Origin of the sequence: Brevundimonas sp. NPDC058933, assembly GCF_049315965.1 — a bacterium.
In the GTDB taxonomy this organism is placed as follows: Bacteria; Pseudomonadota; Alphaproteobacteria; order Caulobacterales; family Caulobacteraceae; genus Brevundimonas.
This window is the reverse complement of the sequence record NZ_JBMOSL010000002.1, coordinates 146141-160121: the sequence shown is the minus strand read 5'-3', so window position 1 is coordinate 160121 and position 13981 is coordinate 146141. Positions and strand designations below refer to the sequence as shown.

Sequence of the window (13981 nt, the reverse complement as noted above, 5' to 3'; positions counted from 1 at the left end):
CCCAACGCAAAGAGGCGGCCCGAAGGCCGCCTCTCAACGTCTTGACGGCTTTTGAGCTGTCAATCCTCGGTCGGCGCGCCCTCGGCGTAGGCGGCGAAGGTGGCGGCCGTGATGATCTCGTTGACCGAGGCGCCCAGGGGCACGATCTGCACCGACTTCTCCAGACCGACCAGCAGCGGGCCGATCACCGTGGCGCCGCCAAGCGACTGCACCAGACGGGTCGAGATAGCGGCTGAGTGGATGGCCGGCATGACCAGGACGTTGGCGTCGCCGGTCAGGCGCATGAAGGGATAGTTGGCGCGCGCCTCGGGGTTAAGGGCCAGCTCGGGCGGCATTTCGCCTTCGTATTCGAAATCGACGTCCATGCCATCCAGGATGCGGATGGCCTCGCGCACCTTCTCGCCGCGATCGCCGGGGGGGTCGCCGAAGGTCGAGTAGGACAGGAAGGCCACGCGCGGCGTGCGGCCCAGTTTCTTGACCGTGGCGGCCGCCTTGATGGCGATCTCGGCCAGTTCCTCGGCGTTGGGCAGTTCGTGGATCGAGGTGTCGGCCACGAACAGGGTGCGCCCCTTGGCCAGCAGAATCGACAGGCCGATCATGCGGTCCGTGACGTCGAGGACGCGACGGACCTCCTTCAAGGCCATGTTGAAGTTGCGGGTCACGCCGGTGACCATGCAGTCGGCCTGACCGCGCGCGATCATGGTGGCGCCGAAGTAGTTGCGGTCCTGATTGATCATGCGCTGGACGTCGCGGCGGAGGTAACCCCGGCGGTTCAGGCGCTCATACAGCCAGTCGGTATATTCGACGTTGTGGCCCGAGGTGCGGGCGTTGACGATCTCGATGCCCAGCTCGTCGAAGTTGAGGCCCGCCTCGGCGGCGTTCTGACGGATCAGGTCCTCGCGGCCGACCAGGATGGGCGTCCCCAGCTCGGCCTGCTTGAAGGCCCAGGCGGCGCGGATGACGGACGGCTCCTCGCCCTCGGCGAAGACCACCCGCTGCTTGGGACCGGAGCGCACCGCCGAGGAGATCTTCTGCATCAGGGCGGCGGACGGATCGACGCGCTGCTTCAGCGAGATGCGATAGGCGTCCATGTCGGCGATCGGCCTGCGCGCCACGCCGGTCTCCATCGCCGTCCGGGCGATGAAGGGGGGGATGTACCAGATCAGACGGGGATCGAACGGGGTCGGGATGATGTATTCCGGGCCGAACTTCAGCTTGCGGCCGCGATAGGCCGTCGCGACCTCGTCCGGCACGTCCTCGCGCGCCAGCGCCGCCAGGGCGTGGGCGCAGGCGATCTTCATCTCGTGGTTGATCTGACGCGCCCGCACGTCCAGCGCGCCCCGGAACAGGTAGGGGAAGGCCAGGACGTTGTTGACCTGGTTCACATAGTCCGAGCGGCCGGTGGCGATGATGGCGTCAGACCGCACCGACTTGACGTCTTCCGGGGTGATTTCCGGGTCGGGGTTGGCCATGGCGAAGATGATCGGATTGGGGGCCATGGAGGCGACCATGTCCTTGGAGATCGCGCCCTTGGCGGACAGGCCCAGCACCACGTCGGCGCCGACCATGGCCTCGGCCAGGGTGCGCAGATGCGTGTCGGTGGCATGAGCCGCCTGCCACTGCGAAACATTGGCGCGGCCCTTGTAGATCACGCCTTCGCGGTCGCAGATGACGGTGTTCTCGGCCTTGACGCCTGCGGCCTTCATCAGGGCGATGGACGACAGACCCGCAGCCCCGGCGCCGGACAGCACGACCTTCACGTCTTCCAGCTTCTTGCCGACGACATGGCAGGCGTTGATCAGGCCGGCGGTCGAGATGATGGCCGTGCCGTGCTGGTCGTCATGGAAGACGGGGATGTCCAGCAGGTCCTGCAACTGGGCTTCGATCTCGAAGCATTCCGGGGACTTGATGTCCTCCAGATTGATGCCGCCCCAGGTGTCGCCGATGTTCTTGACCACGGTGACGAACTCGTCCGGGTCGGTGGTCTTCACCTCGACGTCGAAGCTGTCGACGTCGGCGAAGCGTTTGAACAGGACGGACTTGCCTTCCATCACCGGCTTGGACGCCATGTGACCCAGGTTGCCCAAGCCGAGGATGGCCGTGCCGTTCGAGATGACGGCGACCAGATTGCCCTTGGCGGTATAGTCGTAGGCCTTGTCCGGATCGGCGGCGATGGCCAGGACCGGCACCGCCACGCCCGGCGAATAGGCCAGCGACAGGTCGCGCTGGGTCGCCATCGGCTTGGTCGGGGCCATGGAGATCTTGCCCGGGATCGGATCGCTGTGGAACTCCAGCGCGTCGTCGTCAGAGAAGGTCTGTTTGTCGGTCAGTTCGGGCATTTCGATCTCGGGAAGGGCAGGCGCCTCTTGTTCCTAGATCGTGGGACGGATGGGGACAACCGTTGACGCGGCGTCAGGGTCGATTGCTCAGCCTTGCAACTGTCCTGTGCGCTCGACTTCGACGGGGCCGGTCATGAGGACGTGGCCCGAGGTCTCGTCCCAGTCAATGATCAGTTCGCCGCCGTCGACGACCACAGTGGCCTTGCGGTCGGTCAGGCCGCGCCGCGCCGTCGCCACCAGGGCGGCGCAGGCGCCGGTGCCGCAAGCCAGGGTCAGACCCGCGCCACGCTCCCACACCCGCAGCCGGATATGGTCGCGGTCGATGACCCTGGCGAAGCCGACGTTGACTCCCTCGGGGAAGAGCGGGTGATGCTCGATCAATGAACCTGAACCGCGCACGAAGGCGTCGTCCTGCTGGTCGGTGAAGAAGACCACGTGCGGATTGCCCATCGAAACCGCGCCTGGCGTGTGCAGCAGGGGCGCGTCGATCGGTCCGACCTGTAGCTCGATGCCGCGCGTGTCCATCTCCTCGGCCAGCGGGACCTCGGTCCAGTCCAGACGGGGCGCGCCCATATCGACCGTGACATTTCCTTTGGCGGCGATCGTCGACCCTCCGGAATCTCCCGACCCGACGCGGCCTGCCGCTCGTCGCGCGGTGGTGGGCCCGCCGAGAGTATCGATCACCACCTCTTCCTTCCCCGTGGCTTCCAGCAGCAGCCAACCCACGCAGCGCAGGGCGTTGCCGCAGGTCTCGACCATCGAGCCGTCGGCGTTCCACACCCGCATGAAGGCGTCCGCCGTCTCGGACGGCTCGACGCCGATCAACTGGTCGAAGCCGCCCAGGCCCGCCGCCGGATCGGCCAGGGCGCGCACCTGATCCTCGGTCGGATGGAAGACCTCCTCGAAGGCCTGGACGACGATGAAGGCGTTTCCGGCGCCGTTCATGCGGATATAGGGGCGAGGAGCCTGGGTCATGATCGCCTTCATATAGGATTTTTCGCCGGTTCATGTATCGCTGGCGATGATGGCGTCAGATCAGAGCGAAACCGGCAAATCCGAAGGTCTGCGTCTGAGGGCGCGGCTGCGCTACCTCTATCACGGGACCCAGCCGGCGGCCGTGAAGTTCCGCCTGATGGTCATCGTCGTGGATCTGATCATCATCGGCTTCTTCCTGGCCACGCCGATCCTGAAGGAGGCGGGCTGGGTCTTCTATGTCGCCGACTATGTCATCGCCGCCATCCTGGGCCTGGATCTTGCGGCGCGGGCCTATGCCTATTCCGACATCAAGGACTGGCTGAAGCGGCCCATCGTCTGGATCGACCTGTTTGTCCTGGCCACCTTGCTGTTCCCGGTCTGGCTGGCCAACCTTGGCTTCCTGCGATTGCTGCGGCTGTGGAGCCTGCTGAACAGCGACCTGTTCTGGCGCACCCTCGGCCGTCGCTTCGACGACACGCGTGTGGAGGAAATCACCCGCGCGCTGGCGGCCCTGATCACCTTCGTCTTCGTCGTGACGGGCTTCGTCTATGCCTATTTCCGGGGCAAGGCCGAGCATATCCACGGCTATCTCGACGCCCTCTATTTCACCGTGGCGACGCTGACGACCACGGGGTTTGGCGACATCACCCTGCCTGGCAACGGCGGACGGCTCGTGTCCATCGTCGTCATGCTGGTGGGCATCACCCTCTTCATCCGTCTGGCCCAGACCCTGATCCGGCCGCACAAGGTCAAGTTTCCCTGTCCGACCTGCGGCCTGCAAAAGCATGATCCCGACGCCGTTCACTGCAAGGCCTGCGGCCAGATCCTGTGCATTCCCGACGACGGGGCCTGATCCCTGCGACCAAAGATGACAGGCTTGTAAGGTTTACGCCGCTTGCCGCCGTCCCCGCGTCTCGCCAAGGTGCCGCCCAAATTCTGTTGGGGCCCATATATTCTGGGGAATGAAAAACATGATCCGCACTCTGGCGTCCGCCGCCGCCCTTCTTCTCGCCGCCGGAGCCGCTCCCGTCGCCATGGCCCATCCGACCGACACCCCCGCTGCGGCCTCGACCGCGCCCGGCTTCGCGACCAGCGACGCGACCGATCCCTACATCTGGCTGGAAGAGGTCGAGGGCGAGCGCGCCATGGACTGGGTCAAGGCCCACAACGCGACCTCGCTGGGAACGCTGCAAGGCGACCCCCGCTACGAGACCCTGCATCAGCAGGCCCTGGACATCGTTCAGTCGCGCGACCGCATCCCCTCGCCCGGCTTCACCCACGACGGCCACGTCGACAACTTCTGGCAGGACGCGACCCATGTGCGCGGCATCTGGCGCCGCACGACGCTGGACTCCTATCGCACCGCTACGCCGAGCTGGGAGACCATCCTCGACATCGACGCCCTGTCGGCGGCCGAGGGCGCCAACTGGGTTTACAAGGGCGCGACCTGCCTGCCGCCTGAGGAACGCTACTGCCTGCTGTCCCTGTCGAACGGCGGCAAGGATGCGGTGACGATCCGCGAGTTCGACAGCGTCACCAGGACCTTCGTGGATGGCGGATTCGACCTGCCGGAATCCAAGGGCGGCGTCGCCTGGATCGACAAGGACACCCTGCTGATCTCGCGCGACTTCGGCGAGGGTTCGCTGACGGACTCGGGCTATCCGCGCACCGTCCGCCTGATGAAGCGCGGCCAGAGCGTCGATCAGGCCGTCGAGGTCTTCGCCGGCCAGAAGACCGACGTCTCCGTCTCGGGCTACACCCTGCGCGACGCCGACGGCGTGGTGCAGGCTGTGCTGCTGAACCGGGGGATCAACTTTTATGAAAGCGAAACCTGGCGCCTGAACGCCGACGGCACGACGACCCAGCTGGAACTGCCGCTGAAGGGCAATATCAACGCCCTGGTCGCCGGCCAGATGGTGGTGACCACGGATCAGGACTGGACCGCGCCCTCGGGTCAGGAATTCAAGACCGGCGACGTCATCGCCTGGAACCTGCAAGCCTGGCTGGCCGATCCCAAGACCCCCGCGCAACTGGTCATCCGTCCGGGCGAGCGCGAGGCGATCGAGGGCATCAACGCCACCCGCAACACCCTGGTCGTCGCCCTGTATGAAAACGTGCGCGGCTCGGTCTATGTCTATCGTCCGAACCCGTCGGGCGAATGGGGGCGCACGCGTCTGGACCTGCCGCAGAACGTCACGGTCGGCGTCGGTTCGGCTTCGGAACAGGACGACAAGGTCTTCGTCAGCGTCGCCGGCTATCTCAACCCGTCCAGCCTCTATCTGGCGGACGCGGCGACGGGCGCGCTCAGCCTGACCAAGTCCCTACCCGCCAAGTTCGACGCCACGGGCATGACCGTGGATCAGTTCGAGGCCCGCAGCGCCGACGGCACCATGATCCCCTATTTCGTCGTCCATAAGGACGCCATGGCCATGGACGGCTCGAACCCGACGCTGCTGTACGGCTACGGCGGCTTCCAGTCGTCGCTGCTGCCGGGCTATTCGCCGACGGTCGGCAAGCTGTGGCTGGAGCGCGGCGGCGTCTATGTCATCGCCAATACGCGCGGCGGCGGCGAGTTCGGACCCAGGTGGCACCAGGCGGCCCAGCAGGAAAACCGCCAGCGCGCCCACGAGGACTTCCAGGCCGTGGCTCAGGACCTGATCACGCGCAACATCACCAGCCAGCCGCATCTCGGGATCATGGGCGGCTCGCAAGGCGGCCTGTTCATGGGCGCCATGCTGACCCAGCGCCCGGACCTGATCAACGCGGCGGTCATCCAGGTGCCCCTGTTCGACATGCTGCGCTTCCATAAGCTGCTGGCCGGCGCCTCGTGGATCGGCGAGTACGGCAACCCGGACATCCCCGAACAGCGCGCCTGGATCGAGGCCTACTCGCCCTATCAGAAGCTGGCGGCGGGCCAGCCCTACCCCGAGGTCTTCATCCACACCTCGACCAAGGACGACCGTGTCCACCCCGGCCACGCCCGCAAGGCGGCGGCGCGTCTGGAGGAGCTGGGCTATCCGGTCCTCTTTTACGAGAACACCGACGGCGGCCACGCGGCCGGCGCCAACCTGCGCGAAACGGCCCGCCGCATCGCGCTGGAATACACCTATCTGACGCGCCGCCTGATGGACGAACCGGCGAAGCCGTAGGCGGTATCTGATCCTCCCCTGTGAGCCTTGGCGAACGGGGGAGGGGGACCACGAAGTGGTGGAGGGGGCGACCCTGGACGCCGAGGCTGGTTCCGCCCCCTCCACCGCCTGACGGCGGTCCCCCTCCCCCGCTGACGCAGGGGAGGAATCCGAAAGCGGAGTTTGCCTTCATGAAGTCCCTGTTCCTGTCCGCCGCCCTGCCGGTGCTGATCCTCGCCGCCGGCCCGGCCCTCGCCCAGGCCCCTGCCGACCCGGCCGCCGCCGCCGCGACCAATCCCCCGCCCCACTTCCCGCACGACCTGTCGCCCGAGGGAGTCAGGGCCGCCGACGATCATCTGGCGCTGGAAGAGGTGGACGGGGCCGAGGCCCGGGCCTTCGTCGCCGCCTCGAACGAAAGGGCCCTGTCGGCCCTGACCGGCGACCGCCGCTATGAACCCTTCCGTCAGCAGGCCGAGGCCATCCTGACGGCCACCGACCGCATCCCCGGCGTCAGCTTCCTGGGCGAGGGTCTGGGCAACTTCTGGCAGGACGCCGCCAATCCCAAGGGCGTCTGGCGCCGCACGACCCTGGACTCCTATCGCACGGCCCAGCCGCAGTGGGAGACCCTGCTGGACATCGACGCCCTGGCCAAGGCCGAAGGCCGCGACTGGGTGTTCAAGGGCGCCAACTGCCTGGCGCCGGACGAGACCCGCTGCCTGATCAACCTGTCGGACGGCGGCAAGGACGCCGTGACCGTCCGCGAGTTCGACCTGACGACCAAGACCTTTGTCACTCCTGAGAATGGGGGCGGCTTCGTCATCCCCGAGGGCAAGCACCGCCTGACCTGGCTGGATCGCGACACCCTGCTGATCGCCACCGACTTCGGTCCCGGCACCATGACAGAGTCGGGCTATCCCTTCATCGTCAAATCCCTGAAGCGCGGCCATCCGTTGGCCCAGGCGACCGAGGTCTATCGCGGCGAGCAGTCCGACGGTGGTTACGGCGTCTCGCCCATGGTCTTCCGTGATAAGGCCGGCGCGGTCGAGGCCGTCCTGTTCAGCCGCCCGCTGGACACCTTCCGCTCGGAGACGTGGTGGTTGAAGGACGGGCGTCCGGTCCGCCTTCACATCCCGAGCCGTGTGACCCTTCACGGGATGCTCGACCAAACTCTGGTTTTCGGTCTGGATGAGGACTGGAACGGGTCCATCAAGTCCTTCAAGGCTGGAACTCTTGTCGCTCCGCCGCTTGATGGCCTGGAGATCGAGAATCCCCACCTCGTTTTCGGCAACATGCAGGTGGAGGTGTTTGCGCCGGACGCGCGCCAGTCCGTGGCGGACGTGGCCGTTCTGGACGATCGACTGGTTGTCGCGCTGAACGACAATGTGCGCGGCCGCCTGCTCAGTCTCAGACCGCATGGTGAGCAGTCCTACAGGCTCGCCGAGTTGGCCGTGCCGGCGAACAGCGCCGTCGGCCTGGGCGACAGCTCCAAGTCGCGGAGAGAGGTTTTTGTTTCAAGCCAGGGGTTCCTGACGCCGCCGACGCTCAGCCTTTTGTCGGCCAGTCCTGGCGCGCAGGGCACGCTGGACAAGGGCGCGCTGGCCCTGAGCGAGCTGAAATCGGCGCCCGCCAAGTTCGACGCCTCGACCCATGTGGTCGAGCAGTTCGAGGCGACCTCGACCGACGGGACCAAGATCCCCTACTTCGTCACCCGGCCCAGGGACCTGGCGATGGACGGGACCGGGCCGACCATCCTGTTCGGCTACGGCGGCTTCCAGGCTAGCTTCCCGCCCGCCTACAAGCCCGAGATGGGCAAGCTGTGGCTCGAGAACGGCGGCGTCTTCGTCCAGGCCAATATCCGCGGCGGCGGCGAGTTCGGCCCTGGCTGGCACCAGGCGGCCCTGCGCGAGAACCGCCAGCGCGCCTTCGACGACTTCGCCGCCGTGGCCCGCGATCTGGAGCAGCGCAAGATCACCAGCCCGCGCCACCTGGGCATCTATGGCCGTTCCAACGGCGGGGTCCTGACGAGCGTGTCGATCACCCAGCACCCGGAGCTGTTCAACGCGGCGGTGATCGAAAGCCCGCTGATCGACATGCTGCGCTATCAGGACCTGCCCGCCGGCGCCTCGTGGATCGGCGAATACGGCGATCCGCGCATTCCGGGCGACGCCGAGTTCATCGCCCGCTACTCGGCCTATCAGCAGCTGCGGCCCGAGGTGAAATATCCGCGCGTCTACATCACCACCAATACCCGCGACGACCGTGTCCACCCCGGCCACGCCCGCAAGTTCGCCGCGCGCCTCGGCGATCAGGGCCACGACCACCTCTATTTCGAGGACACGGCCGGCGGTCACTCCAACGACGCCGACCCGGTCGCCAACGCCCGCCGCTGGGCCCGGCACTATGTCTATCTCAGCCAGCAGCTGATGGACTGAGCCTGTCGTCGTCCCGACCTGCCCGTCATCCCGGAAGCGGCGGCTTCGCCGCTATCCGGGACCGCAAGAGGCGCTGACCGTCGAGTTTTGAGCGGTCCCGGCTCTCCGCTTCGCTGCGGCCGGGATGACGGTGAGGGGTGCACCCTCCCCTTCACGGTTTTATGAGCGGCGTCGACGGATCGAGGGGCTAGGATCGCCGTCATGACGATACAGGGCATCAGGTTCGGGATGATCGCGGCCACGCTCGCAGGCGTCGGCCTGCTGACCGTCGCCGCCTCGCCGCCGCGTGAGCGGGACGCCTCCCTCCAGCCAGTGGTGGTCGAACTGTTCACGGCCCAGGGCTGCGCCGGTTGTCCCGACGCCAACCGCACCCTGGAAGCGGTGGCGGACGAGCCGGGGGTCATCGCCCTGACCTATGGCGTCGGCTACTGGGATTACCTGGGGTGGTCGGACACCTTCGCAAAACCCGAGTTCACCGCGCGTCAGCAGGCCTATCGTCAGGCGCTGAAGCTGCGGAACGTCTCAACGCCCCAGGTGGTGATCGACGGGCGGCGTCACCTGTCGGGCGCCCGTCCGCCGGAACTGCAAGCCGCCATCGACGCCGAGGCCGCCGCCCGCCTCTGGCCGCCCGAGATCGAGTTCCGCGAGACCGGGGACCGGGTCGGCGTCGGCTCGGGCCGTCCGCCCGCCGGCGGGGCCGAGGTCATGGCCGTCATCTATCAACCGGGCCTTCAGACGGTCGAGGTTCGGCAGGGCGACAACCGCGGCCAGGCCGTGCGCCACATCAATGTCGTGCGCGAAGTGAAGCGACTGGGCGACTGGACCGGTCGCCCTGCTCTCTTCCTGCTTCCGGCCGATTCCGCCTCTGAAGACAATGTCGTAGTCCTGGTTCAGGCCAAGTCGGACCGGCGCATTCTGTCCGCCGCCCGCCGTGCGGAACCGGCGCGCGATTGAACCGCTGACCGAAAGGGTCTAAAGGCCCGCCGCTCTTGATGGGCGCGCCCTTCGCGCGACCCGGAGGTTATGCATGGCCGGGGATACGCCCCGCGGCGACGCCGAGACGTCCGCCGCAAAAGCTTCCGAACAACCGAACGCCCAGATTCCGTCTCCTCAAGGACACGGCAAGGCGACGCATCGCGCCCTGATCCTGGGCGCCATCGGCGTGGTTTTCGGCGATATCGGCACCAGCCCCATCTACGCCCTGCGCGAGGCCATCGGTCACGCCCAGAAGGGGGTCGGCGGCGAACTGGCCATCATCGGCGTGGTCTCTCTCGCCTTCTGGGCGCTGATGATCGTGGTGACGTTCAAATACGTCATGTTCCTGATGCGGGCCGACAACAAGGGCGAGGGCGGCACCCTGTCGCTGATGGCCCTGGCCCAGCACGCCGTCGGCCGACGCAGCGCCTGGCTGTTCATTCTCGGCGTCTGCGGGGCGGCGCTCTTCTACGCCGACGGCGTCATCACTCCGGCTATTTCCGTCTTGTCGGCGGTCGAGGGTCTGAAGGACGCGCCCGGTCTGAACGGCGAGCTGGACCCCTTCATCCTGCCGATCTCGGCGGGCATCCTGATCGCTCTGTTCCTGGTCCAGTCGCGCGGCACCGCCGGTCTGGCCAAGCTGTTCGGCCCCATCACCGCCGTCTGGTTCCTCAGCCTGGGCGTTCTGGGCCTGACCCACATCTTCGACGACATCTCGATCCTGCGCGCCCTGTCGCCGCTCTACGGGATCGAACTGCTGCTCAAGGACGGCTTCCTCGGCTTTGTCATCCTGGGCAGCGTCTTCCTGGCCGTCACGGGGGCCGAGGCCCTCTATGCGGACATGGGCCATTTCGGCAAGGCGCCGATCCGCCAGGGCTGGCTGTTCGTGGTCCTGCCCTGCCTGACGCTGAACTATCTGGGCCAGGGCGCCTTCCTGCTGGCCAATCCGGGGGCGGCCGACAATCCGTTCTGGAACATGGTGCCGCAGATGATCTACTGGCCCATGCTGATCCTGGCCACGGCGGCCACGGTCATCGCCAGCCAGGCCGTCATCACCGGCGCCTTCTCGGTAACGCAACAGGCGGTCCAACTGGGCCTGCTGCCCCGTATCGACATCCGCAACACCTCCGAGACCCTGGCGGGTCAGATCTATGTTCCGGCGGTCAACAGCCTGCTGATGATCGGGGTTCTCTTCCTGCTGCTCACCTTCCAGTCGTCGCACAATCTGACGGCGGCCTATGGCGTCGCCGTCACCGGCACCATGCTGGTCAACACCCTGATGTCCTTCTCGGTCGTGACCAAGAAGTGGAAGTGGCCGATGTGGGCGGTGCTGGGGACGCTGATCCCGTTCGGCGTCATCGACGCGGTCTTCCTGACCTCCAACCTGCTCAAGATTCCCGACGGCGCCTGGATGCCGCTGGTGCTGGGCGGCGGCCTGGTCCTGATCATGTGGACCTGGGTGCGCGGCACGCAGATCCTGACCGAGAAGACCCGCAAGGACAGCCTGCCCCTGCATGACTTGATCGAGATGCTGAAAGCGCGTCCGCCGCACCGGGCGCCGGGCACGGCCATCTTCCTGACCTCGGACCCCGAGGTCGCGCCGGTCGCCCTGATGCACAACCTGAAGCACAACAAGGTGCTTCACGAGAAGAACGTCATCCTGACGGTCCACACCGCCGACCGGCCGCGCGTCGCCGACAGCCAGCGCGTGACGATGGAGCCGATCAGCGACGATTTCAAACGACTGACCATCACCTATGGCTTCATGGAGACGCCGAACGTCCCGCGTGCGCTCGGCTTGTGCCGCAAGCAGGGTCTGAAGTTCGACATCATGTCGACCAGCTTCTTCCTCGGCCGTCGCTCGGTCGTGCCGTCGGCGCGTCAGGGCATGCCGCTGTGGCAGGACAAGCTGTTCATCTTCCTGATGCGCAACGCGGCCAATCCGACCGACTTCTTCCATATCCCGCCGGGCCGTGTGGTCGAGCTGGGCACGCAGGTATCCGTATGAGTGGTGGCGCCCCCAAGGGTAAGAGTTCGGCCGCGCGCGGTCGTCGCATGGCGGAGAAGGCGCGGCCGCGTCGCGAGGCCCAGCCCGAGATCGTCACCGATGACCCCCACGCGGACATCGGGGTCGAGGCGCGTCTGGTGGCCGGCGTCCTGCTGAACGCCGCGCTGGAGAAGCGCACCGGCCTGGACGAGGCCCTCAGCCAGTCGCCGGCCAAGGATCTGGACGGCCCTGATCGCGCCTTCGCTCGCGCCGTGGCCATGGCCGCCCTGCGTCGTCTCGGCGAGATCGACCAGATCCTGGATCGCCGCCTGCAGAAAGCGCCGCCGGCCCCGGTGCGCACCATCCTGCGTGTCGCCCTGGCCCAGACCCTGGTCCTGGGCACGCCCGCCTTCGCCGCCGTTTCCACCGCCGTCAAGCTGGCCGAGCGCGACGCCAAGACCCGCCCCTACAAGAACCTGGTCAACGCCGTGCTGCGCGGCGTCGACCGCGACGGTCCCGGCCTGACCACGGCCGAATCCAACCTGCCCGACTGGCTGGCCGCCCGCTGGAAGGCGACCTACGGCGAGGCCGCCCTTCTGGGCTTGGCCCTGGCCACCCGCGACGAGCCTGCGACGGACCTCAGCGCCAAGCCTGGGGTCGATCTCGAGGTCCTGGCCCAGGACGTCGAGGGCGAGGTCCTGCCCGGCGGCACGGTCCGCACCGGCAAGCGCGGCGATGTGGCCGGGTGGCCCGGCTTCGAAGCCGGCGACTGGTGGGTGCAGGACGCCGCCGCCGCCGTCCCCGCCCGCCTGCTGGGCGCCACGGCAGGCGAGACGGTTCTCGACATGTGCGCCGCTCCTGGCGGCAAGACGCTGCAACTGGCCGCCGCGGGCGCCGAGGTGACGGCGCTCGACCGTTCGCCGGCGCGCCTGAAGCGCCTGCGCCAGAATTTCGACCGCACAGGCCTGCCGGTCGAGGTTGTCGCCGTTCCCGCCGAGGACTGGGAGGATGCGCGCACCTTCGACGCCGTCCTGCTGGACGCTCCCTGCACCGCCACCGGCACCTATCGCCGCAACCCCGAAGTCCTGCGCGCCACCCGCCCCGCCGAGGTCGCCAAGCTGGCCGACGTCCAGCACCGCCTGCTGGACGTCGCCGCCGAGAAGGTGAAGCCGGGCGGTCGTCTGGTCTATTGCGTCTGTTCATTGGAACGCGAAGAGGGCGAGACCCAGGTCATCGCCTTCCTGCGCCGCAACCCGGCCTTCCGCACCGTCGCCGCCGTCCCGGCCGAGATCGGCGCGCCCGACGAGGCCCTGACCGCTGAAGGCTGGCTGCGGATCCTGCCCTCGCAATGGGCCGAACGCGGCGGCGTGGACGGCTTCTTCGTGGCGAAGCTGGAGCGGCTCGCGGTCTAGGAGACGCGCCCGGCCAACAGGCCGAGCGCCGCTACCAGGACGGAGCCGAGCAAGCCGACCACCGCGATGGCCGCCGTCAGCACCAGCGCCTTGACGCCGCCGATCAGCGGAGACCCATACCACCGGCCGCGTCCCATGCGCAGGAAGGCGACCAGGCCGAGGATCGCCATGGCCAGACTGGCCAGGGCCGCCAGCGGCCCGGTGCCGTAAAGGAACCAGGCGATGGGCAGCAGCGGCACAGTCCAGGCGTTCAGATAGGCGCAGGCGGCGCGGAACCCCCGACGCCAGCCCAGCTTTTCAGGGTCCCACCAGCGCAGCAGAGGCGTGGCCGTGAAGACATAGAGGGTCGCCAGAAGCGGCACCATTATCAGGCTCATCCAGCCGTCGGCGTCGGCGATGAAGGCGTCGCGCGTCTTGCCGGAGGCCTGGATCGCCGGGAGCAAGATCTCGGGCGGCAATCCCCGCAGCAGATTGGCCGAGCCGCCGTTGAGAAACTGGATCAGCATGAGCACGCCGTTCAGCGCCAGATAGAGGCGCAAGGGGCGCGCATAGCGGCCGTCGCCGGTCGGCCCGTGCGTCATCCAGGCTTCCAGCACCTGACGTGGTCGAACCAGGATGTCCCGAACGGTGCGCATGTCGGTGGAGCCGACGCCCAGGGTGTCTTCCGACAGATCGTCGATCGTCTTGGCCCGGGCGGCTCGCGACTGGTCCTGTTTGCTCATCTTGCGTCCCC

At 67.4% G+C, this 13981-nt stretch carries 9 protein-coding genes; 6 read left to right on the top strand and 3 right to left on the bottom strand.

Annotation, left to right across the window (positions count from 1 at the left end; genetic code table 11):
- Positions 1-59: 59 nt before the first annotated feature.
- Together ACOZBP_RS06670 and dapF are read right to left on the bottom strand one after the other, a co-directional pair.
- Positions 60-2339 carry an NADP-dependent malic enzyme gene (locus tag ACOZBP_RS06670; protein WP_422675622.1) on the bottom strand — a complete coding sequence of 760 codons (2280 nt, stop codon included), beginning with the start codon at positions 2337-2339 and terminating at the stop codon, positions 60-62.
- An 87-nt stretch (positions 2340-2426) separates the two neighbouring features.
- Positions 2427-3314, bottom strand: coding sequence for a diaminopimelate epimerase (gene dapF / locus ACOZBP_RS06665; protein ID WP_422675621.1), 888 nt, complete (start codon positions 3312-3314; stop codon positions 2427-2429).
- Positions 3315-3363: 49 nt separating this feature from the next.
- Here dapF and ACOZBP_RS06660 point away from each other — a divergent pair, with 49 nt between their 5' ends.
- The 6 genes from ACOZBP_RS06660 (at position 3364) to ACOZBP_RS06635 (ending at position 13248) form a co-directional block, all read left to right on the top strand.
- Positions 3364-4167 (top strand): potassium channel family protein, encoded by an 804-nt coding sequence (locus ACOZBP_RS06660; RefSeq protein ID WP_422675906.1) that lies wholly within the window; start codon positions 3364-3366, stop codon positions 4165-4167.
- 118 nt (positions 4168-4285) lie between these two features.
- Positions 4286-6463 carry a prolyl oligopeptidase family serine peptidase gene (locus ACOZBP_RS06655; RefSeq protein WP_422675620.1) on the top strand — a complete coding sequence of 726 codons (2178 nt, stop codon included), beginning with the start codon at positions 4286-4288 and terminating at the stop codon, positions 6461-6463.
- A 170-nt stretch (positions 6464-6633) separates the two neighbouring features.
- On the top strand, positions 6634-8874 hold the full coding sequence (locus ACOZBP_RS06650) for a prolyl oligopeptidase family serine peptidase (RefSeq protein ID WP_422675619.1): 2241 nt from the start codon (positions 6634-6636) through the stop codon (positions 8872-8874).
- Between the two features lie 201 nt (positions 8875-9075).
- On the top strand, positions 9076-9828 hold the full coding sequence (locus ACOZBP_RS06645) for a DUF1223 domain-containing protein (protein ID WP_422675618.1): 753 nt from the start codon (positions 9076-9078) through the stop codon (positions 9826-9828).
- A 73-nt stretch (positions 9829-9901) separates the two neighbouring features.
- Entirely contained in the window at positions 9902-11857 is a 1956-nt protein-coding gene (locus tag ACOZBP_RS06640; protein WP_422675617.1) for a potassium transporter Kup, read from the top strand.
- Positions 11854-13248: an RsmB/NOP family class I SAM-dependent RNA methyltransferase gene (locus tag ACOZBP_RS06635; RefSeq protein WP_422675616.1), complete on the top strand. Its 1395-nt coding sequence runs from the start codon at positions 11854-11856 to the stop codon at positions 13246-13248. The genes ACOZBP_RS06640 and ACOZBP_RS06635 overlap by 4 nt, the downstream gene beginning before the upstream one ends.
- On the opposite strand, the gene ACOZBP_RS06630 is transcribed toward ACOZBP_RS06635, so the two are convergent.
- Entirely contained in the window at positions 13245-13970 is a 726-nt protein-coding gene (locus ACOZBP_RS06630; RefSeq protein ID WP_422675615.1) for a hypothetical protein, read from the bottom strand. The genes ACOZBP_RS06635 and ACOZBP_RS06630 overlap by 4 nt on opposite strands.
- Positions 13971-13981 lie beyond the last annotated feature (11 nt).

Excerpts from the sequence above, each read along its gene's own strand:
- ACOZBP_RS06630 (WP_422675615.1), bottom strand. The coding sequence starts at position 13,970 with ATGAGCAAACAGGACCAGTCGCGAGCCGCCCGGGCCAAGACGATCGAC.
- ACOZBP_RS06655 (WP_422675620.1), top strand. The coding sequence starts at position 4,286 with ATGATCCGCACTCTGGCGTCCGCCGCCGCCCTTCTTCTCGCCGCCGGA.
- ACOZBP_RS06645 (WP_422675618.1), top strand. The coding sequence starts at position 9,076 with ATGACGATACAGGGCATCAGGTTCGGGATGATCGCGGCCACGCTCGCA.
- dapF (WP_422675621.1), bottom strand. The coding sequence starts at position 3,314 with ATGACCCAGGCTCCTCGCCCCTATATCCGCATGAACGGCGCCGGAAAC.
- ACOZBP_RS06635 (WP_422675616.1), top strand. The coding sequence starts at position 11,854 with ATGAGTGGTGGCGCCCCCAAGGGTAAGAGTTCGGCCGCGCGCGGTCGT.
- ACOZBP_RS06640 (WP_422675617.1), top strand. The coding sequence starts at position 9,902 with ATGGCCGGGGATACGCCCCGCGGCGACGCCGAGACGTCCGCCGCAAAA.
- ACOZBP_RS06650 (WP_422675619.1), top strand. The coding sequence starts at position 6,634 with ATGAAGTCCCTGTTCCTGTCCGCCGCCCTGCCGGTGCTGATCCTCGCC.
- ACOZBP_RS06670 (WP_422675622.1), bottom strand. The coding sequence starts at position 2,339 with ATGCCCGAACTGACCGACAAACAGACCTTCTCTGACGACGACGCGCTG.
- ACOZBP_RS06660 (WP_422675906.1), top strand. The coding sequence starts at position 3,364 with ATGGCGTCAGATCAGAGCGAAACCGGCAAATCCGAAGGTCTGCGTCTG.